This window comes from Balneolaceae bacterium, assembly GCA_034521495.1.
Lineage (GTDB): Bacteria > Bacteroidota > Rhodothermia > Balneolales > Balneolaceae > Rhodohalobacter.
The window spans coordinates 365,001-385,625 of the sequence record JAXHMK010000009.1 but is presented as its reverse complement, the minus strand read 5'-3'; the positions used below and the strand labels follow the sequence as shown (position 1 = coordinate 385,625).

Sequence of the window (20,625 nt, the reverse complement as noted above, 5' to 3'; positions counted from 1 at the left end):
CTCAAATCCAGAAATAACTATACGGTCTGTTTGCTAAGGCTGTCCAGTTTCAACCACATAAAAGCGGCGGTACCAAGTATAGCTGTTTTCTTACCACTTATTTCGGAGAGTTTCAGTTCTACTGTTCCCTTGTAAATATCAAGGAGATTTTCTTCCATATATCTCTGTGTTGGTTCCAGTATCAACTCTTTAGAACGCGATAATCCCCCGGTAAGAACAATAAGTTCAGGATTTAACAAAGCAACTGTATTTGCCAGGGTTTTTCCCAAATACCGGCCGGTTATTTCAAAAGCCCGCAGTGCCAGTTCATCCCCCTCTTGTGCAGCTTTAGTAATATTTTTAGCCGTAAAAGATCCATTCTCAGAGAATTGTAAAATAGAATTTGGATATTCTTCGATCGCTATCAGTTCCTTTGCTGTTCTTAAAATTCCGGTAGCAGAGGCATATGTTTCCAAACATCCTTTCCGGCCACAACCACATTTTCTTGCATTACCTGAAATTGTTACGTGTCCCAGTTCTCCGGCATGTCCGCGTGAGCCGAGTACTAAATCTCCGTCCACAACTATTCCGCATCCCAAGCCGGTGCCAAGAGTCACACAGAGAAAATTCTTTTTATGCTTTGCCACGCCAAAAAGCATTTCTCCCACAGCCGCCGCATTGGCATCGTTGGAGACAGAAACAGGCAGATTAAAATTTGCCGATAGTATATTGGCCACCGGCAGCTTTCTTGGCCAGCTTAAATTTGAGGCGTTATCGATCGTACCATTTTTCTGGCTGCCCGTAGGTGCTCCAACACTTACACCAACCAGTTTATAACCGGGCCCAAGTGCTTCCACCATATCCTGTACCGAATCACTCAACTGTTCAAAGAATAGCTCGTATCCAATATCTACATTTGTTGGTATAGATTGATAGGCAAATAATTTACCCTCGCGACTCACTAAACCAAATTTTGTATCTGTACCTCCTAAATCAATTCCCGCAACTAACTCCATGACATACGTTTATAGAATTTAAACAATGTTGAAGAAGCTCACCTCTCACAACAATCGCATTTGTTTTATGTTATATCTTACTTATTTATCACAATCTTAAAAATCATCATTAATCCTTTAAAAGCAAATTTATTAGACTTTGTTTTTTATATTTGGAACCGATTCCAATCCACTCTCTTTTCTTTAATGCGTATATTAGAATTCGTAAGTACTGATATCTTCATAACAACCAACTGAATTGAAACTAACTATCGATGGAAAGCTTACAGCAGAAGTTAAATTCTATTAATAAACGCCTCACCTATTACGAAAATATTCCAACTGTTATTTATAAAAACAGTTCTGAGGCTTCCACAGCCATTGCACATGAAATTGCTTCACTCATCAGAGAAAAAGAAAAAAAGAATGAAAATGCCGTTTTGGGGCTTGCAACCGGTTCTACACCCGTTGCCGTTTACGATGAATTAGTTCGGTTACACGAAGAAGAAGGACTGAGTTTTAAAAATGTAATTACATTTAATCTTGATGAATATTATCCCATAGAACCGGACTCGCTGCAAAGTTACGTTCGTTTTATGCACGAGCATCTTTTTAATTCGATTGATATTCCCGAAGACCAGGTTCACATTCCAGACGGAACAATCCCTGAAGAAGATATTTATAAATATTGTGACAAATACGAAGCCAAAATCGATGCAGCCGGAGGCATTGACATTCAGCTTTTGGGAATTGGACGAACCGGACACATTGGCTTTAACGAACCAGGATCACGCCCTGATTCTCCCACACGCCTGATTACTTTGGACAAGATCACCCGGAAGGATGCCGCAAGTGATTTCTTTGGAGAAGAATATGTGCCGCGCCGGGCTATTACAATGGGAGTTGGAACCATCCTGAAATCGAAAAAAATCATCCTGATGGCATGGGGCGAAGGCAAGGCGAGCATTATCAAAGAAACTGTGGAAGGTGAAATAAGGGAAAATATTCCCGCCACCTACCTGCAGGAGCATGAGAATACAGCTATAGTACTTGATACCGCCGCTTCTGAAAAATTGATGCGGATCAATACACCATGGCTGCTTTCTCCCTGTGATTGGGACGATAATCTGATTCGAAAAGCTGTAGTTTGGCTTTGCCGGAAACTGGACAAACCGATACTCAAACTAACTGACGAAAACTACAACGAAAACGGCATGGCCGACCTGATTACCACACAGGGACCTGCCTACAATATCAATATTAAGGTTTTCAATGAGTTGCAGCATACTATCACCGGCTGGCCGGGTGGAAAGCCAAACGAAGATGACAAATACCGTCCCGAGAGAAGGGAACCATTTCCTAAACGTGCACTCATTTTTAGTCCCCATCCCGATGACGACGTGATCTCCATGGGAGGAACGCTGATCAGGCTGGTCGATCACGGACACGAGGTTCACATTGCCTATCAAACATCCGGAAATATTGCGGTTTTTGATGATGACGTGGTTCGTTTTGCTGATTTCGTACTCGATTACGCCGAAGCATTTGATATGAAAGATCAAAAGGCAGACAAATTATTTCGAAAAATTAACGAGTTCCTGAAATCCAAAAAACCCGGCCAGGTTGATTCGCCGGAAGTGAAAAAGATAAAAGGCTTGATCCGGCGCGGTGAAGCGAAAGCCGGCGGACGCTATTGCGGTGTTCCTGATGAAAATATGCACTTCATGGAGATGCCATTTTATGAAACCGGCCGCGTGAAGAAAAAGCCAATTTCCGATGAAGATGTTCAGATTACCGTTGACCTTCTTCGGGAAGTAAAACCACATCAAATCTATGCTGCCGGTGATCTGTCTGATCCGCACGGAACCCATCGTGTTTGCCTGAAAGCCATTTTTGAAGCACTCGACATCGTAAAAAACGATAACTGGGCGAAAGATTGCTGGGTGTGGCTCTACCGCGGTGCATGGCAGGAATGGGATGTGAACGAAATTGAAATGGCCGTTCCACTGAGTCCGCAGGAGTTGAAACGAAAACGCCGGGCCATCTTCAAGCATCAATCCCAAAAAGACCGGCCGCTTTTTCCAGGATCAGATACCAGAGAATTTTGGCAACGCTCCGAAGACCGAAACCGCGGAACAGCTGAGGTTTATGATGACCTCGGATTGGCCGAATATGAAGCGATCGAGGGTTTTGTGCGGTATCATTTTCTTGATTAGGAAAAATCTCCCCTCTTGAGAGGGGAAGGTGAAATGAGCGTTTAGCGAATGAACTCGGGGTGTGTTTCTCGGATTCAGATTTTGAACCTTTTTTGGCGATCCATCCCCTAACTCCTTCTCTATTCCGACCAAAAATCGACCAAAATAAGAAAGTGGAAACCCGGATCTCATACAAATCCTCAAAAAAACATCGGTTATAAATAACTTGAAATAAATTCAACAGGAGTGAATATTGGTAGATTGGATTTCTTCGGATAATCTCTCTTGTTTCGGGTAATGATAGCTTTGCATTTGCTGAATTTTGCTGAGTAATATTGGAGAGCATCTTCCAAATCACTCCATTCCGCATTCAATGCATGATCAACTACTGAAGTATCTACTGCAGAAATCTGAATATGTGTTCGCAATCGTTTCAGTTCTGCTTGTGCTTTCGCAGATCCAAGATCTGAACGAAGAATGTAAAACATCGTATCAAATGAAATAGCAGATACCCTGCCCGCGATTTGATCTCTTTCTGCTGCCAGAAAAATTTTGGCCGAATCCTCCCAAAACGGTTCTCTTTTTAACAATACATCTAAACAAACATTTACATCAAGAAGAACACGGTCAGCCATGTTTTTTCAGGATTTCCTTCTGTTTGATTTCTTTGTAGCTCAACCGTTCATTTTCAGGAGAAAGCTTTGCCACCCCAATCATGGATTCTGTCCAGGAACCCGGCTCAGGTGTAAATCCTGGTTCCTCTTTTGTTACGGACTCCAGATAATTTTCCACCATATCGGAAATACTGGTATCATGCCGGTCTGCATATTTCCTGGCCCGGTTTTTAACCGATTCTTCAATCGTAAGAGTAAGTTTCTTTTTCATAGCTGAATGATTATCTGATGTACACGTGTAATTTTAAAATACAACACGTATAAAAGCAATTTATTTTTGGAAGTTCCAAAGAAGCCGGGTTTAATCATTCCGAATGCTCATCTTCACATGTTTAAGAGTTTAAGAGTTTCGTCCCGAAAGGGACTTTTGATAGGTTTGCGCTGACATTTAACCCCGGTTAAAACCGGGGCCTATTAACTATCGTCCCGCAAGGGCGGGACTTTGGGTTGAAATGCTGAATCATATTTTATTCTTTTCCACCAATGAACCCTGTCATACTATTAAAAACTTCATTGTGAATAATTATTGCCAAAAAATTTAAAAGTGAAGACTCAAGCAAAATTCCAAATCCGCCGGCTGGCGGATGACACGCAGTAGCCCTCAACTTCAGTTGGGGGTTAAAAGCAATACTTCCGTCAATAGAATCCCGAGAGGGATGGCACCCTTTCGATAGCGATATGTCATGCCCCTGCACACATGATCATCCCACTCGATTCTCTTTATAGTGAACTGTGGACAACTCCCGAAGTAAATCAGCACTATACTCAGGCGTGATATCCCTCTGAGGCGTTCCCAGCATTTCGTATCCAACTCTGAATTTTTTCACGGTTGCAGATCGAAGTAACGGCGGATAGAAATGCATGTGAAAATGCCATTCGGGATGATCATTTCCATCGGTTGGAGCGGGATGAAAACCGGCCGAATAGGGAAAGGAGACTTCAAACAGGTTATCGTATTTGATGGTTATTTTTTGGATGATGTCAGCCAGTGAATCTTTTTCGGCTTCAGTCATATCTGTAAATCTTCCGAAGGGCCGCTTGCTGATTAACAGCGTTTCAAACGGCCAGAATGCCCAGAATGGGACTACAACCACAAAATTATCATTCTCAACAACGATTCTTTCGTTCTTTTTGAGTTCAAGATTCAGATAATCAGAAAGAAGAGTCCGGCCATTTTTTTTGAAGTGATCTGTAAACTGTTTCAGCTCTTTGGCCGGTTCATCGGGAATCGTTTCCTGTGCCCAGATTTGCCCGTGCGGATGCGGATTACTGCACCCCATAATCTCCCCCTTATTCTCAAAAATCTGCACATAGTTAATATACTCTCGATTCCCAAGCTCTTGATATTCTTTCGTCCAGAGATCGACAACTTCCCGAATTTGTGAGTTCTCCATCTCTGGCAGCGTCAGATCATGTCGAGGGGAAAAACAGATCACCCTGCAAATTCCTTTTTCTCCTTTGGCGATGAGCAGATCATCTTCATTTAAAATCTCTGACGGAGTTTCCGGTTTCAGGGCACTGAAATCATTCGTAAAAACAAAGGTGTTTTCATAATCGGGATTTTGTTTTCCACCAGCTCTTGAATTTCCCGGACATAAATAACATTCAGGATCGTATTCAGGCTTAAAATCTTTCGCCTGATCTTCCGTTTTACCCTGCCAGGGACGTTTTGTCCGATGCGGGCTGACCTGTACCCACTCTCCTGTAAGAATATTATATCTGCGATGCGAATGTTCTGTAAGATCTAAATTCATAAATCAAGACTCTCTAAAAATTTGTTTTGTCCCATCATTTATGGAAGCCTGGTAAATCTCTAAATCATCACCGATTTTCTCACTATATTTTCTTTCTACAGATCGGATAAACTCATCAACAAACTCTTCTTTTACAAGATTGATGGTACATCCGCCAAATCCGCCGCCCATCATGCGAGAGCCAAAAACCCCCTCCAGCTTTTCGGTAATTTCAACGAGAACATCCAGCTCTTTGCAGCTTACTTCGTACAGATCTCTCAGTCCGTAGTGAGATTCATACATTAGCTTGCCGAACGTTTCCAAATCATCATTCGTCAATGCTTCACAAGCCGCTTCAACCCGTTTGTTTTCTTCCAGGATAAAGATACATCGTTCGAATACGACCGGTGTAAAATCACCCATATGCTTTTTCAACATTTGCATACTCACATCCCGCAAACTCTTGATATCATAATCAAATTGTTTCAGGATTTGAACTCCTTCCTCACACTGTTGCCTACGGATGTTGTATTCTGAGGATGTCAGCTCCCGATGCACATTCGTATCACACAAAATGATCTTGATATCTGACCGGTGAAACGGGTAGAGTTCGAATTCGAGAGATCGGCAATCCAGTTTCAGGGCATGCCCCTCTTTGCCATGAAGATTTGCAAATTGGTCCATGATGCCGCATTGCATACCCACAAAATGGTTCTCAGCCGCCTGGCCGATTTTGGCCATCTCTGTTTTCGAGATCGACAGATCAAAAAGTTTCGATAATCCCAACACTACGCCACCTTCCAGTGCTGCTGATGATGAAAGGCCGGCTCCAATGGGTATATCACCTCCAAATACACAATCAAACCCCTCAATCTTGTCCCCTCTTATTTTGAGCTGATCCACAACGCCAAGAATATAATTCGCCCAGTGATAATCACTTTTTTCAAGATCTTTACTTAAATCAACCTCAAAGGATTCTTTCATATCAATTGAGTGAAGGCGGGCTTTTTTTGATTCATTTGCGGCACATCCCAGTACAATCACTTTATCAATGGCAGCGGGCAGAACGAAGCCTTCGTTGTAATCGGTATGCTCTCCAATCAGGTTCACCCGGCCGGGTGATTGAATCAGAATGGGTTCTGTATCAAACCGTGATTTAAAGTCGTTATAGATTTTTTTTACCATCTCTTTCATAAATCAAACCAAAGACTTCTGAAGTTTTTATTGATTTCAATTCGTTTTTAAATTTTTAAAACACATGTACTTGATATGGGACCGGAAAACTTCGGAAGTCTAATGTAATCCACTTACCAGAATGCTGCATACAGTATAGCTGTGATAATCAATATAATGTAGGCACCGATATTAAAAGCATGGCTGGTTTTAAACATATCTGCGGTTGTGTGAATAGCTTTCGGATCTTCATCGTAAGGATTCGTTGTTAAGCTGACACCTGCAATAATTGCCATGGTGCTGATGAGGGTATAAAACATCTGATCTAAAAATGGTAACTGTACAACCGGCGATTTCAAAAAGACGGCAATAACAATTGATGCCAGCACCCCGTAGATAGCACCTTTTGATGTCGTTTTTTTCCAAAATAATCCCATTAAAAATACAGCCAGTATTCCAGGACTAACCATACCTGTATATTCCTGGATATATTGAAAAACCTGGGGTACGTTGTCCAGTTGCGGGGCCATAAGGCCAGCGGTAATCAATGCAACCCCGGCCGAAATTCTTCCCATGTTTACCGTTTGTTTATCCGTAGCATCTTTCCTGATATACGGGATATAGATATCCATTGTAAATATCGTGGCAACGGAATTCAGCATGGAAGCCATTGACGATACAATAGCGGCCGCAAGTGCTGCCACGACCAATCCCAAAAAGCCGGGCGTGAGAAACACCTTCATAAGCCACGGATAGGCATTATCGTATTGAACAGTTCCATCCGGCCTGGTAAAAACATCAACAACACCCGTGATTTGCGCAGTGCCTTCGGGCTGGGTGTATAACACATAGACAATAATACCGGGAATTACAACGATCAGAGGTATTAGCAACTTCAAAAAACCGGCAAAAATGATGCCCTTTTGTGATTCTTTGAGAGATTTTGCGGCGAGTGTCCGTTGAATGATATACTGATTAAATCCCCAATAATACAGATTAGCTACCCACATGCCCCCGATTAAAACAGCGATGCCCGGCAGATTACTAAATTCCGGATTTGATCGATCCAGAATCATCGTAAATTTTTCTCCCGCGACATCATAAATATGTACAAAACCATTTAGAATGCCCCCTTCGGGAGTAACATTATAGAGGCCGGCAAAGGTAACTACAAATCCGCCCAGCACAAGCAAACCGACTTGCAATACATCAGTCCAGGCCACAGCAGAAAGTCCCCCATACAGCGAATAGGCAGCAGCAATGGCGGACAGGCCAAGAAGCGCATAAATCATGAGGCTGCCATCCCCTGTGCCCATAATGGTATCAAGGGCTAATGCACCCAAATAGAGTACGGTGGTAAGATTTACAAAGACAAACAGTGCAATCCAGAAAACTGCCAGGATGGTTTTTAGCGTTGTATTAAACCGTTGTTCAACAAATTCGGGAATGGTGAAAATTTTCTTTTCAATAAAGATGGGTAAGAAGTATTTACCGACCACGATCAGCGTTACCGCTCCCATCCATTCATAGGAAGCGATAGCAAGGCCAACGGCAAAACCAGAGCCCGACATTCCGATAATTTGTTCGGCAGAGATATTTGCGGCAATCAGTGAAGCCCCGATTGCCCACCAGGGAAGAGATTTACCGGCCAAAAAATAATCTGTAGCATTTTTTTGGTGGCCTTCTTTATCCCTTGATACCCACAGGCCAAGAGCAACAATCACAAAGGCATAAGTACAAAATACAATGGTATCAATCAGGGAGAATTCCATCTGTGAATAAAGTTTCCGGTTGTATCAATGATTCATAGCTGCAAAAGACAACCCCATCAACTGTTATGGTATAGAGTTTAATTTTCTAAGCAATCTAAATTTATGGATGTTAACGATAACATAAAAATACGATTCCTGTTACAATTTTCACCAAAAAATTATAGGCTTCCTAAAACTCAATAATTGCTTCAAATCATATCAGCCATCTGCACACCCGCAGGACTGCCTGATTTTAAGGCTTGTAAGTACTTCAATATTTTCTGAATGCTCATTCTCATTTTCGATCAACCTGATCAGTTTTTGGGCTGCTCTCTTGCCCAATTCAAAAGAGGATTGTTTTACTGTTGTTAACGGACTTTTCATCAAATCAGCCCGGATATCATCCGAAAAACCGACGATAGCAATATCTTCGGGTATTGACAAACCACGTTTATATATAGCCTCCATTGCCCCGAAAGCAGCAGGATCATTAATCGCAAAAACCGCTCTTGGAGAATCATTTTCGTGTGTATCAAGCAACCGGTTCATCGCCTCGTATCCCCCTTTTTCCCTGAAGCCTGACTCAACGATCAGATTTTCATCAATCAAAATATTCTCTTCGCTTAAAGCTTTTTTATATCCGGCAAGGCGCTCCCGGCTGATTTTCAAATTTAAGGGGCCGGACAGATGAGCAATTGTTTTATACCCGTGATCAATTAAGTGCTTTGTAATGTTATAAGCTCCATTTCGGTCATCCACACTCACACAGCTGGCCCCGATCTCTTCAACGCATCGATCAAAAAACACAAGCGCCGTATTCGATTTCACAATTTTTTTGTAGGTAGTGTGATCATCAACCGTCTCGGCAGAGGAGACCAAAATACCATCTACTCTCTTTGATTGTAGTGTCTCAAGGGCCTGGCGTTCCCGTTCCTTATCTTCTGCAGAGTGGGTCAAAATCAATTGGTAATTACCTTTAAATGTCACCTCTTCGATACCCTGAATAGCTTCAGCAAAAAAGGAGTGTGCAATCTCCGGCACAACCACCCCAATCGTAAATGTTTTTTTAGAAACCAGGCTTTTTGCAATGTAATTGGGTGTGTATCCCATTTCCCTGGCTTTCCTGAGAATCCGTTCTTTCGTCTTTCCATCTACATTTGAACGGTTATTAATCGCCCGCGAAACCGTCATAGCTGAAATACCCAGCTCTTCAGCAATTTGTTTTAATGTTACTTCTGAACCCACAATTTGTCTTTTTTGATATAGGTTAGGCTTAACAATAATTACTAAAACAAATTTATAATTGGAAATAATTTTCTCTAATCTTTCAAAGTCCCATAAATCAACTGACAGTATTATTGATTTTCAGGAAGCGGTTTCACAAATTGGCATTTATAGTTTAAATATCGCTAACCAACCAGGAGTTTATAACATGGCAACACAGTTTATTTTAGCTCTCGATCAGGGAACCACCAGCTCAAGGGCCATTGTATTCAATCACAAAGGTGAAATTGTATCCACCGCTCAGAAAGAGTTCAAACAGATCTATCCCAAAGCCGGATGGGTAGAACACGACGGACAAGAGATTTGGTCGACCCAGGCCGGTGTTGCCACAGAAGCGATCACAGGTGCAGGGATTGATGGTTCAAATGTTGCCGGAATTGGAATTACAAATCAACGTGAAACCACGCTTATATGGGACCGAAAAACCGGCAAACCTGTGTACAATGCCATTGTTTGGCAGGATCGGCGAACTTCTGATTATTGTGACCAACTAAAAAGCGATGGCTATGCAGACATGATCCAGGAAAAAACGGGGTTGGTGATCGACTCCTACTTTTCTGGTACTAAAATTAAATGGATACTTGATAACGTTGATGGAGTTCGGGAGCGAGCCGAGGATGGTGAGCTGGCATTCGGTACAATGGACACCTGGCTGATCTGGAACTTTACAAACGGCAAAACTCATGTAACGGATGTAACCAACGCATCCCGAACTATGATCTATAATATCAACGATATGGAGTGGGATACTGAACTCCTTGAGTTACTTGATATTCCCAAAAGTCTTCTTCCTGAAGTAAAATCGTCGAGCGAAGTGTATGCCAATACCAACTCCACTGTATTAAATGCTGAGGTGCCGATTGCCGGGATTGCGGGTGATCAGCAGGCAGCCCTTTTTGGTCAGCGTTGTATTGAAAAAGGGATGGTGAAAAACACATACGGAACCGGATGTTTTATGATGATGAACACCGGTAAGAAACCTATCAAATCGAAAAATAATCTTCTTACAACCGTTGCCTGGGAGATTGATGGAAAGGTTGAATACGCCCTTGAAGGAAGTATTTTTATAGCCGGTGCGGTGGTACAATGGCTTCGGGATGAACTTGGATTGATTCGAAAATCTGCCGATGTAGAAAAACTTGCCAAATCCGTAGATGATAATGACGGCGTGTATCTTGTTCCTGCATTTGCCGGACTTGGTGCACCTCATTGGGATCAGCATGCCCGAGGTACCATGGTGGGGTTGACACGCGGCTCAAATTCAGGTCACATTGCCCGGGCTGCTCTCGAAGGAATTGCCTACCAGGCGATGGATGTTTTGAAAGCGATGCAGTCTGATTCCGGAATTGAAATAAAAGAGCTTCGGGTTGATGGTGGAGCCACGGCCAACAACTTGTTGATGCAGTTCCAGGCCGATATTTTGCAGGCACCTGTCATTCGTCCAAAAATCCTGGAGACAACTGCACTTGGAGCAGCCTACCTGGCAGGTCTTGCCGTGGGGTACTGGAAAGATCATGAAGAAATTAATGAACAATGGCGGGAAGATCAGCGTTTTGATGCTGAGATGGATAAACAGAAAGCAGGAAAATTGATTGATGGATGGAAAAAAGCACTTAAAGCTACGCGGGCCTGGTCTGAGAAATTGGATTTTGATATGTAGAACTTCTCCTTTGAATGGGGAAAGTAAAATGAGCGTTTGCCCAAGGCATCCCTTCGGGGTAGCGAATGAACTCGGGGGATGTTCCGTTGACCCAAACACCCCTCTGAGTTTTTCAAGAACAATTGAAAAACTCTGACTTCCTTGAAAGGGAGATTAATTTTCTCATGCCGAAGCTCCGCTTAACGGAAGCAGAGCTTCCAACTCATTGATTCCCAAGCAGGAGCTTGGGAATCAGATGTGAAAATTTTTGATGATAATTTTACTCTTAAATATTTAAAAAATGCTATTGAACAGATCAGAAATGCTAAAAACCGCCAAAGAAAAGGCGGGTTATTTTGATGTAATTATTATTGGCGGTGGTGCAACAGGACTCGGAGTTGCCGTTGATTCTGCAACCAGAGGTTACAGTACCTTACTCCTGGAACAGCATGATTTTTCTAAGGGAACTTCGAGTCGCTCTACAAAACTTGTGCATGGCGGTGTTCGGTATCTTCAACAGGGAAATGTTTCTTTGGTACTTGAGGCACTTCGGGAGCGTGGTTTACTGATTCAAAACGCTCCTCATCTTGTTCACAATCAATCGTTTATTGTTCCAAATTACGATTGGTGGGAAGGTCCTTTTTATGGTGTTGGCATGAAAGTGTATGATATGCTGGCCGGTAAACTTGGGTTGGGGCCATCAAAAAATCTATCCCTTGAGGATACGATTGAACATCTGCCAACACTTGAACGTGAGGGATTACGAGGCGGTGTAATCTATTACGACGGTCAGTTTGATGATTCGCGCATGGCTATCAACCTTGTTCAAACAGCTGCCGATCATGATGCTACCATGCTGAATTACCTGAAAGTAACGGGACTGTTAAAATCAAATAATATGGTAGATGGGGTAACGGTAGAAGATCAGTTATCCGGCGATACATTTGATATTAACGGACGTGTTGTTGTAAATGCTACCGGAGTTTTTACGGATAACATTTTACAAATGGACAATCCTGAGAAGAAACCCATTATTGCACCAAGCCAGGGTGTTCACTTAGTTATCGATAAAAAGTTTTCACCGGGAGAATCGGCTATCATGGTTCCTCATACAGATGACGGACGCGTTTTATTTGCTGTGCCCTGGAACGGAAAACTTGTTGTAGGAACTACAGATACACCCGTAGATGCTCCAACACTTGAACCCAAAGCCCAGGAAGAAGAGATTGATTTTATACTAAAACATGCCACCCAGTATTTAACGGGAAATCCAACACGCAAAGATGTTCGAAGTGTCTTTGCAGGACTACGCCCTCTGGTGAAAGCCGGGGATGGAAAGGATACATCATCGATATCAAGAGATCATTCCCTGATGATTTCTGAATCGGGCCTGGTAACGATTGCAGGTGGTAAATGGACCACCTATCGTAAAATGGCACAAGATACGGTAGATCAGGCAGCAACAGTTGCAGGATTGAATGTTCAGGAATGTGTTACAGAAAACCTGCGAATTCACGGCTGGCTTAAGAATATAGATCCCGATGATCCACTCCATCATTACGGTTCAGACCGTATCGAAATCAACAAGCTCGTCAAAGAAAATAAAGAGCTGGGTGAACCACTTCACGAACGTCTGCCCTACCTGAAAGCTGAAGTTGTTTGGGGTGTTCGAAACGAAATGGCTATGACAGTGGAAGATGTTCTCGCTCGCAGAACCCGGGCCTTACTTCTCGATGCACAAGCCAGTGTAGAGATGGCTCCTGAAGTAGCAAAATTGATGGCTAATGAAATGGATAAGGATCAGGCCTGGATTGATGAACAGGTTGAAAAGTATGAGGAAGTGGCTAAGGCATATATTCTGCAATAAAAAATTTGGTTAAAGATCCGCGAAGTTTCAAAAACTTCGCGGATCTTCAGAATGTAAGTAGCTCCTGAATTTTATCAGCAATCTTTCCTGCGTCCGGCATCACCGAATTCATTAAATCAATGTTGTAAGGTACCGGAACGTCAGGAAAGGCAAGTCGCTGCACCGGTGCATCCAGGAATTTAAAAAGTTCATCCGAAATGGTAGCACTGATTTCAGCACCAAATCCACCCGTTCGATTGTCCTCATGAACAATCAGGCATCGATTCGTTTTCTTCACCGATTCAAAAACCATCTCTTTATCCCATGGGAAAATAGTTCGAAGGTCAATGATCTCAACTGAAACATCTATTTGATCTGCTGCCTTCTCGCATCGCTCACACATCGCTCCCCATGTTATCATTGTGAGATCTGAACCATCTGTCAGCTTTTTTGCCTTCCCAATCGGAACCACAAAATCATCTCCGGGATATGGTGTTCTGGCATATTTTGAATCCAGCAGATTTCGATGCTCAAAAAAGATGGTGGGATTGTTATCTCTCATGGCCGATCGCAGGAGTCCGGCTGCATCCTGGGCATTCGAGGGCATAACCAGTTGCCAGCCGATCATCTTTGCAAAGAACGCCTCGTTTGATTCACTGTGCCAGGGATCACCACACTTTGCAAAACCACCCGGCATACGAACTACCATCGGGGCTGCAAATTTGTTTGCCGTTCGCCAGCGAATCGTGCCGGCATTTTTAAGCTGCTCTGTGGCAGGATCTGCATACTTTCGAAACTGAATTTCAGCGACCGGCAGAAACCCGGCATAGGCCAATCCAACCGATCGGCCGATAATTCCCTCTTCTGATAAACTCGTATCGAATACCCGGTCTTCACCAAATTTTGTCTGCAATCCGGAAGTAACGGCATGAACACCGCCTTTTTTCCCTACGTCTTCACCAAACACCAATACCTTTTCGTTGATCTCCAGTTCATGTTCCAGTGTTTTCCTGATCGACTCCACCATGTTGATTCGCTGCTTCCCGGACTGAGGCTCAGTAGAAGTTTTCGAAAACTCAAATCCATTGCTATATAATCCCCCAACTTTTTGGATCTCCATTCCATCCTGATACAGTGATTCTTTCAGATGATCTTCTGAGGGTGATGGACGATTCCAAGCTTCTTCCGTGGCTTTTCTAACCCTCATTTTCGTCTCTGTTTCAAGATCGCTCCAATCCTCTTCTGATACAAAATCAGGAATCAAAAAATTCTTCAACTTTTTTTGCGGATCATTTTCCTCCTCTTTTTCGAGGAGTTCTTCACTTTTATATGCCTGATTATCCTGGTAAGAATGACCATTCAGTCTCGGAACTGTCAAACGAAGTAAAGCCGGGCCGTTATGATTTCGAACATATTCTGTTGATTCCTGAATAATCTCTGAGGCTTCTTCGGGATTTGTTCCATCCCCTTTATAAATTTTGAGATTTTTAAATGAGTACAGGTTATTTGCAATATTTCCACCCGGCGTTTGAAATCTGCTCTCAACCGAAATTCCATAACCATTATCCTCAATAAAAAAGAGAACTGGCAGATTGAGAGTGGTTGCCATCGTCAATGCTGACCAAAATCCATTGGTTGCTACAGATCCATCTCCCCCACAAATCACCGAAATCGCCTGGTTGTATTTCTCTTCTTCTGTTTGTGATAGAAATTGAATCGCCTGCCCATACCCGGCCCCCGGTGTGTATTGAGATCCCACATCACCGGCCAAAGGTAAAACCAGTGGTCCATCTTTGTTTGGCATATTACAGACAACCCCGATATCACGGCCATCACTATATCCTCCCGACTTTGCCATATCTGAGGCAATTGCATCCTCAGCCGACAGACCAAGTGTCAGCATCAGCGGGCGAGACCTGTAATATGCACTCACTGCATCTTTGGGATTCGTTACATTCATTCCAAGCAGAATCTGGACAAGTTCATGCCCCCTTGCTGAAAACTGGTAGAGAATTTTTTTATCCGGAACCAGCTCGTTCTCTTCAATATCATCAATAGCCCGAGATAGAAGCATGAGACGTGCAACCCGTTTCCAGTCAACCTTTTTTTGTTTTTCCGTAGTTTTAGTACTCATGTAACATCTCAATTATTTGGATTTCGTTGCGTCATAAATATTCAAAAAACTCTCTTTAAAATGGTTCATTTCCTGCTCTGTTCCAATGGTTATACGAATGCAATTTGGCAAGCCAAACGCATCTGTTCGTCGAAGAATTACTCCCCGCTGCATCATGTTTTGAGTGAATAATTTGGCCTCATCTTCGTCTTTCAAAATTATCATCACAGAGTTTGAGATAGACGGTAAATAGTTAACTCCATACTCATCAAAAAAATCGTACAGTTTACTTCGTTCTTCATCAACCCGTTGTACACTCTTCTCAATAAAGGCTTGATCTTCCAGTGCAGCAAAGGCCGCTGTTTGTCCCAAGGTAGTTGGTTCAAACGTTAACTTCGTTTTAATCATCTGCTCAATCAGCCTTTCATCTGCAATGGCGTAACCCACTCTCATCCCTGCCAGTCCGTACGCTTTTGAAAACGTCCGGAGTGTTACGACATTCTGCTGCCTGGATTTCAGAGAGTCCGGATAATTCCGTACAGATTGTGCATACTCGTGATAGGCTTCATCCATCACCAAGAGAACATTTTCAGGAATTTTTTCTCGTAATCTCTTGTATTCTTTTTTTGTGATGTAGGTTCCGGTAGGATTATTAGGATTTGCGATGTAAATCATCTTTGTCCTGCTATCCACAGAATGAAGAATGGCATCCACATCAAACCGAAAATCCTTAGTAAGAGATATTTTTTTTAGATGAACTCCTCGAACACCACTTTGCACAAAAAATCCAACAAAAGTAGCATTAGCAGTAATTGCATGCTCATTATCCTTAAAAAACGTTCTGCAAAGAAGGGCAATAATACTTTCTGATCCTGCGGCAAGCAAAACTTCAGATTCCGAAACATTATGAAAATCCGCAATCTTCTTTCTTAAATCACTTGCAAGAGGATCCGGGTAATCTTGAATATCACCTGAAACTTGTTGAATTGCAGTCAAAACATGTTCGCTGCAACCCATCCTGTTCTCATTGGAAGCCAGTTTCGAAATTTGCCGGGGTTGATATCTCTTTCTAACCTCAGCAATAGTACTTCCGGCTTTGTAAGGTTGTAGTAAACGTATATTCTCAGGGACAAAATTTTCAATCTTCATAAGAATCTCATCAGGTTAATGAACCTGATATTTGTGATTTTCTGATTCAACTCTTCCCATAGCAGAAAATCACCATACATATTTAAAATCGGATTTTATGAATGTGCTTTCAAGCTTTATTTCACATTTGAATGATTTCTGCACTATTTTGTAATTGTAAAAAAGCTATTCCTTGAATAAACATTTCATTATGTCTAAGCATATACTAATAACAGGAGCGAGCAAAGGTATTGGAAACGAAACTGCAAAGTACCTTGCTAATCAGAATTGTAGTATTACAGCAATTGCCCGCTCGGAGGATAAACTGAATCAACTCAGAGCATACGCCCCGGAACAAATTTTTCCATTATCCCTTGATATTACTCAAGACGGAGCTGCTTACCAGATAAAAGAACATCTGGAAAATCATCAGCTCGCAATCGACGGATTGATACACAATGCAGGTTTACTAATCAATAAACCTTTTTTGGAACAGTCTGATAAGGATTGGGAACGACAGATATCTGTTAATTTAATGGCTCCGGTCAGGCTGACAAGATCACTTATTTCAATGTTCAATAAGAATTCTCACATTGTAAATATCAGCAGTATGGGTGGATTCCAGGGAAGTGAAAAATTTCCGGGTTTAAGCGCATACAGTACAGTGAAAGGAGCTTTGGCAATTTTAACAGAATGTATGGCACTGGAACTTGCTGATTATAATATAAAAGCAAATTGTCTCTGCCTTGGAGCTGTTCAGACCGAAATGCTTGAAACAGCTTTTCCCGGAATTGAAGCTCCTGTAAACCCAGCAGAAATGGCCCGATATATTGGTGATTTTACCATAAAAGCTGATACATTTATTAACGGTAAAATTTTGCCCATTGCATTGAATAACCCAGAATAAAATAACTGTCCTCTTTTATGAGAAAGTATCTTCTGCTAATATTTTTTACAGGCTTCCTTATCTGTAGTTCATTTTTAAAATCACAGGCACAGTCTGCCAGATTGATTGGTGAAAATATGCTGAATGGCGCTTTGACTGGCACCATACTTGGAACGGCAACTATGGGCCTTCAGAATAGTAATGATTTTACTCCTCTCAGGATTGGTTTGGGTTCCGGAATTATTGCCGGTACCGGACTGGCTATTTATGATGTCTCAACTCTCCCAAAAGGCCAACAGTTTTTTATTTCCGGTTTGTTTAATGATGGAACGAACTCCTCCATTATTATTCTCCTGGACACCATTTATGGAGCCGGTGTGGGAGCCGCTCTTGGGTCAGCCGTGATGCTAATTGGTAATGAATCTATTCTCGACGGTCTCCAGTATGGAGCGAGTATTGGAGCCTGGTCCGGATTTGGAGTAGGACTTGTGGACAGTTTCATCATTGCCGAACGGAATGATGATTTCGTTTCTAATCAACTTTTAAATCGATCCTCACTTTTCCAGGTTGATGGGGAGAACACTTCACTATCTCTTCTTCAGCCAGAAATATTTCAATACATGAGTGCATCCGAAAACTTCCTTGGAGTAGACACTACTCCTGCTTTACAGCTATTTTCGGTTCGAACTTCTTTCTGATATTATTCTCTCACCTTCGCAGTTGCCAGGCTTTTCAAAAGTTCTTTCACTGTATTTGTGTGTCCGGAAATAGAAGGATTAATCCCATCACTCAAGAAATACCACGCTTCGGGTGGATTACCCATTCTGTGTCCCAGAGGGTCCACGATATATCCTTTTTTACCTGTAATTACTTCTCTCACGGCAGCTAAATCCTGATCATTGATATCAAAATCAAAGAGTTCCATCTCATCCAAAAGGCCCGGAATGATTGGTGTAGGTGTAATCCAGACAGGCGGATTCTCAGTTACAGTTCCAATGGCATCTTCAATAGTGGAAAGATTTTCCCATGACTCTGAAAGAGGAATCAACGTTCTATTTTGAAAATACGATGGCCGGATCACATCATACGTACCCAAATTAACAATTACCCAATCGGGTTCATGAGAAAGCACATCGCGATTCATTCTTCGGAGGGCTTCGGAAGTAGTATTGTATGAAAGTCCTGCATTTATGAATGTAAAGTCAGCACCTTCGATAGTTATATCCAGAATGTTTTTAAAAATTTCGAACCATCCCTGAAGGTCATCTGTCGATGAGTCACCAAATGCTACAATCGTATCATCCTTTTCAAATGGAAGCTGATCCACCCATTCAAGTACATCTTCTTCTTTTAATAGTTCGAGGGCAGATTCTTTTGCATTTTCAGCAAAAACTGAACGTAGATTTTGTAACTCATCTACACTGATTCCCATCAATCCTGCAATCGATTCTTCATTTTTAATTCCGGGAAGAAGTGGAAAATGCTTTTCAAGATTTAAAAATTGCAATAAATATTTTTCAAGAGCTTCTTTCTCTTTATCAGTTGCTTTGTGTTCAGACATTTATGTGTTATTTGATAATTTTTTTGCTAATGAAGGGAGCCCAATCGCTGCTGTTTTCTGAATATGCTCCCAATCAGATGTAATTCTCATTTCTGTTTCAGATGGATCAACTAAATATTTTGGAATTCCACTGGGTGAATAGTTCACAAGTCCTGCTGCAGGATACACCGCCAATGATGTTCCAACAACAATAAATATATCAGCTCCTGTAACTTTCTCTGCAGCTTTCTCAATCATCGGGACTGGTTCACCAAACCAAACAATGTTTGGCCGAAGTTGAGTACCATCCGGAGCCTTATCACCCAACTCAATAGGATCTGAACCTATCTCTACGACAATTTCAGGATCATCTTCACTTCTTGCTTCACTTAATAAACCGTGCAAATGTAGTACATTTGTTGAACCTGCTCGTTCATGAAGATCATCTACATTTTGTGTTATTACAGAAACTTCAAACTCCTCTTCAAGATTAGCAATAGCATAGTGGCCCGGATTCGGATCAGCCTTAAAAACCTGTTCTCTCCGTTTATTATAAAATTTCAGGACTTTTCTCTTTATCACGATGCCAGCCATCTATCGATGCGACTTCTTCTATGTTATATCCTTCCCAAAGACCCCCGGCATCTCTGAAAGTAGCTAAACCACTATCGGCACTTATTCCTGCACCCGATAGTACAACAATGTGTGACACTCGTTTAAGTTTTTATGAATTTACAAATTTGAGCCACGAACTACTGTCATCATAATCTTCTATAACAGACCCCGATTCGGCAAAAGAATAAGTTGACAACAGAGAATTGATTTCAGATTTCACAACCTTGAGGCTGTTAGATATCATATCACTGTTAAAACCATTTTCTCCAAGTCTTATCGTCATTTCCATTGAAACCAATCTGCCGAGAGCCCGGCCTAATTGAACCAGTTTTCGCTGAGCCATTTTAAAATCAACATCAAAGTTGAGAGTTTCCTTAAAATGTTCAGCGGAGTTTTCGGTAAGTGAATAATCTTTTAGAAAATTATAGAGATTAGTTTCTTTTGATTTTCTCATCATTTTCAATACAGACTCTGAAATCTGCTGATAGAGTATATCATTGGATCCCTCAAAAATTTGAAACGGGCGGCTGTCTACCATAGCACGACCTGCAATGTGATCTAATCTGTACCCTTTTGCCCCAACAAGCTGTAATAAAGACTGTGATGCCTCATGCATATAATCTGTAACTACACTTTTAATTGAGTTTGCTGCTACATCCATGCGTGATGTATTCTGCTGTAAAGATACATTGGTGCTCGTAAAATAACTCATAGCAGAGCTTATAGTGAAGTATGATTGCAGTCTCGCAAGGCGTTCTTTCACCTGATCGTAATTAAACAGGCTCATACCTCCAACAATCCTGGTCTTACAATGATCCAGAGCTTCATCCATCATACGCTTTAAATGACCTGTACTCATACCAGGGAATTGCAATCTGCTTCTGTGTAAAATATCCAACATCATCGTAACACCGGTAGTTTCTGGCTCCAAACGATGAGATTCCGGAACTTCGATATCGATTTTGTTTTTACCATACGGAAGCATGTAGAGGCCGAGATTATTATAATATTCCTGAACGTCTATGCCCCCATTGGAACTATCGTGAATAAAAAATCCAATATCCCGGCCAAGGT

General features: G+C 41.9%; 16 protein-coding genes and 1 pseudogene (1 of these 17 cut by a window edge). 5 read left to right on the top strand and 12 right to left on the bottom strand.

The window, feature by feature from the left end; genetic code table 11:
- Positions 1–17: 17 nt before the first annotated feature.
- Positions 18–995 (bottom strand): ROK family protein, encoded by a 978-nt coding sequence (locus U5K72_06650; GenBank protein MDZ7718478.1) that lies wholly within the window; start codon positions 993–995, stop codon positions 18–20.
- A gap of 254 nt (positions 996–1,249) precedes the next feature.
- Between U5K72_06650 and nagB the strand changes: the two genes are divergently transcribed.
- Positions 1,250–3,190 (top strand): glucosamine-6-phosphate deaminase, encoded by a 1,941-nt coding sequence (gene nagB, locus U5K72_06645; protein ID MDZ7718477.1) that lies wholly within the window; start codon positions 1,250–1,252, stop codon positions 3,188–3,190.
- 194 nt (positions 3,191–3,384) lie between these two features.
- Here nagB and U5K72_06640 read toward each other — a convergent pair whose 3' ends face one another.
- From U5K72_06640 to U5K72_06615, 6 genes are all read right to left on the bottom strand, one after another.
- A complete protein-coding gene (locus tag U5K72_06640) occupies positions 3,385–3,804 on the bottom strand; it encodes a PIN domain-containing protein (protein ID MDZ7718476.1) in 420 nt (139 codons plus the stop codon).
- Positions 3,797–4,054: a DUF6364 family protein gene (locus tag U5K72_06635; GenBank protein MDZ7718475.1), complete on the bottom strand. Its 258-nt coding sequence runs from the start codon at positions 4,052–4,054 to the stop codon at positions 3,797–3,799. The genes U5K72_06640 and U5K72_06635 overlap by 8 nt, the downstream gene beginning before the upstream one ends.
- 490 nt (positions 4,055–4,544) lie before the next feature.
- Positions 4,545–5,597 carry a UDP-glucose--hexose-1-phosphate uridylyltransferase gene (locus U5K72_06630; GenBank protein ID MDZ7718474.1) on the bottom strand — a complete coding sequence of 351 codons (1,053 nt, stop codon included), beginning with the start codon at positions 5,595–5,597 and terminating at the stop codon, positions 4,545–4,547.
- A 3-nt stretch (positions 5,598–5,600) separates the two neighbouring features.
- Positions 5,601–6,761 carry a galactokinase gene (locus U5K72_06625; protein MDZ7718473.1) on the bottom strand — a complete coding sequence of 387 codons (1,161 nt, stop codon included), beginning with the start codon at positions 6,759–6,761 and terminating at the stop codon, positions 5,601–5,603.
- A 122-nt stretch (positions 6,762–6,883) separates the two neighbouring features.
- The gene (locus U5K72_06620; GenBank protein ID MDZ7718472.1) at positions 6,884–8,521 is read right to left on the bottom strand and encodes a sodium/sugar symporter; all 1,638 of its coding nucleotides are present in this window, start codon (positions 8,519–8,521) and stop codon (positions 6,884–6,886) included.
- Positions 8,522–8,719: 198 nt separating this feature from the next.
- A complete protein-coding gene (locus tag U5K72_06615; protein MDZ7718471.1) occupies positions 8,720–9,745 on the bottom strand; it encodes a LacI family DNA-binding transcriptional regulator in 1,026 nt (341 codons plus the stop codon).
- A 187-nt stretch (positions 9,746–9,932) separates the two neighbouring features.
- Between U5K72_06615 and glpK the strand changes: the two genes are divergently transcribed.
- Both glpK and U5K72_06605 read left to right on the top strand, forming a co-directional pair.
- Positions 9,933–11,444, top strand: coding sequence for a glycerol kinase GlpK (gene glpK, locus U5K72_06610; GenBank protein ID MDZ7718470.1), 1,512 nt, complete (start codon positions 9,933–9,935; stop codon positions 11,442–11,444).
- Between the two features lie 286 nt (positions 11,445–11,730).
- Positions 11,731–13,290 (top strand): glycerol-3-phosphate dehydrogenase/oxidase, encoded by a 1,560-nt coding sequence (locus tag U5K72_06605; protein MDZ7718469.1) that lies wholly within the window; start codon positions 11,731–11,733, stop codon positions 13,288–13,290.
- Between the two features lie 46 nt (positions 13,291–13,336).
- Here the strand turns inward: U5K72_06605 and U5K72_06600 are convergent, their stop codons facing one another.
- Entirely contained in the window at positions 13,337–15,403 is a 2,067-nt protein-coding gene (locus U5K72_06600) for a transketolase C-terminal domain-containing protein (GenBank protein MDZ7718468.1), read from the bottom strand.
- A gap of 12 nt (positions 15,404–15,415) precedes the next feature.
- Entirely contained in the window at positions 15,416–16,531 is a 1,116-nt protein-coding gene (gene hisC / locus U5K72_06595; protein ID MDZ7718467.1) for a histidinol-phosphate transaminase, read from the bottom strand.
- A gap of 190 nt (positions 16,532–16,721) precedes the next feature.
- On the opposite strand from hisC, the gene U5K72_06590 reads away from it, so the two are divergent.
- Positions 16,722–17,417: an SDR family oxidoreductase gene (locus U5K72_06590; protein ID MDZ7718466.1), complete on the top strand. Its 696-nt coding sequence runs from the start codon at positions 16,722–16,724 to the stop codon at positions 17,415–17,417.
- Positions 17,418–17,434: 17 nt separating this feature from the next.
- Positions 17,435–18,094 (top strand): hypothetical protein, encoded by a 660-nt coding sequence (locus U5K72_06585; GenBank protein MDZ7718465.1) that lies wholly within the window; start codon positions 17,435–17,437, stop codon positions 18,092–18,094.
- Between the two features lie 2 nt (positions 18,095–18,096).
- Here U5K72_06585 and U5K72_06580 read toward each other — a convergent pair whose 3' ends face one another.
- From U5K72_06580 to U5K72_06570, 3 genes and pseudogenes are all read right to left on the bottom strand, one after another.
- Positions 18,097–18,957, bottom strand: a complete 861-nt coding sequence (locus tag U5K72_06580; GenBank protein MDZ7718464.1) for an SGNH/GDSL hydrolase family protein — start codon at positions 18,955–18,957, stop codon at positions 18,097–18,099.
- Positions 18,958–19,648, bottom strand: a pseudogene (locus tag U5K72_06575) (Sir2 family NAD-dependent protein deacetylase). It abuts the gene before it with no gap.
- 12 nt (positions 19,649–19,660) lie between these two features.
- On the bottom strand, positions 19,661–20,625 hold the 3' portion of the coding sequence (locus U5K72_06570; GenBank protein MDZ7718463.1) for an acyl-CoA dehydrogenase family protein. Its footprint extends 562 nt past the window's final position; the window shows 965 of its 1,527 coding nt (coding positions 563–1,527); its start codon lies off the right edge, out of view — the gene reads right to left on this strand; its stop codon occupies positions 19,661–19,663.

Excerpts from the sequence above, each read along its gene's own strand:
- U5K72_06620 (MDZ7718472.1), bottom strand. The coding sequence starts at position 8,521 with ATGGAATTCTCCCTGATTGATACCATTGTATTTTGTACTTATGCCTTT.
- U5K72_06585 (MDZ7718465.1), top strand. The coding sequence starts at position 17,435 with ATGAGAAAGTATCTTCTGCTAATATTTTTTACAGGCTTCCTTATCTGT.
- U5K72_06600 (MDZ7718468.1), bottom strand. The coding sequence starts at position 15,403 with ATGAGTACTAAAACTACGGAAAAACAAAAAAAGGTTGACTGGAAACGG.
- U5K72_06635 (MDZ7718475.1), bottom strand. The coding sequence starts at position 4,054 with ATGAAAAAGAAACTTACTCTTACGATTGAAGAATCGGTTAAAAACCGG.
- glpK (MDZ7718470.1), top strand. The coding sequence starts at position 9,933 with ATGGCAACACAGTTTATTTTAGCTCTCGATCAGGGAACCACCAGCTCA.
- U5K72_06590 (MDZ7718466.1), top strand. The coding sequence starts at position 16,722 with ATGTCTAAGCATATACTAATAACAGGAGCGAGCAAAGGTATTGGAAAC.
- U5K72_06580 (MDZ7718464.1), bottom strand. The coding sequence starts at position 18,957 with ATGTCTGAACACAAAGCAACTGATAAAGAGAAAGAAGCTCTTGAAAAA.
- U5K72_06625 (MDZ7718473.1), bottom strand. The coding sequence starts at position 6,761 with ATGGTAAAAAAAATCTATAACGACTTTAAATCACGGTTTGATACAGAA.
- U5K72_06630 (MDZ7718474.1), bottom strand. The coding sequence starts at position 5,597 with ATGAATTTAGATCTTACAGAACATTCGCATCGCAGATATAATATTCTT.
- U5K72_06650 (MDZ7718478.1), bottom strand. The coding sequence starts at position 995 with ATGGAGTTAGTTGCGGGAATTGATTTAGGAGGTACAGATACAAAATTT.
- U5K72_06640 (MDZ7718476.1), bottom strand. The coding sequence starts at position 3,804 with ATGGCTGACCGTGTTCTTCTTGATGTAAATGTTTGTTTAGATGTATTG.
- nagB (MDZ7718477.1), top strand. The coding sequence starts at position 1,250 with ATGGAAAGCTTACAGCAGAAGTTAAATTCTATTAATAAACGCCTCACC.
- hisC (MDZ7718467.1), bottom strand. The coding sequence starts at position 16,531 with ATGAAGATTGAAAATTTTGTCCCTGAGAATATACGTTTACTACAACCT.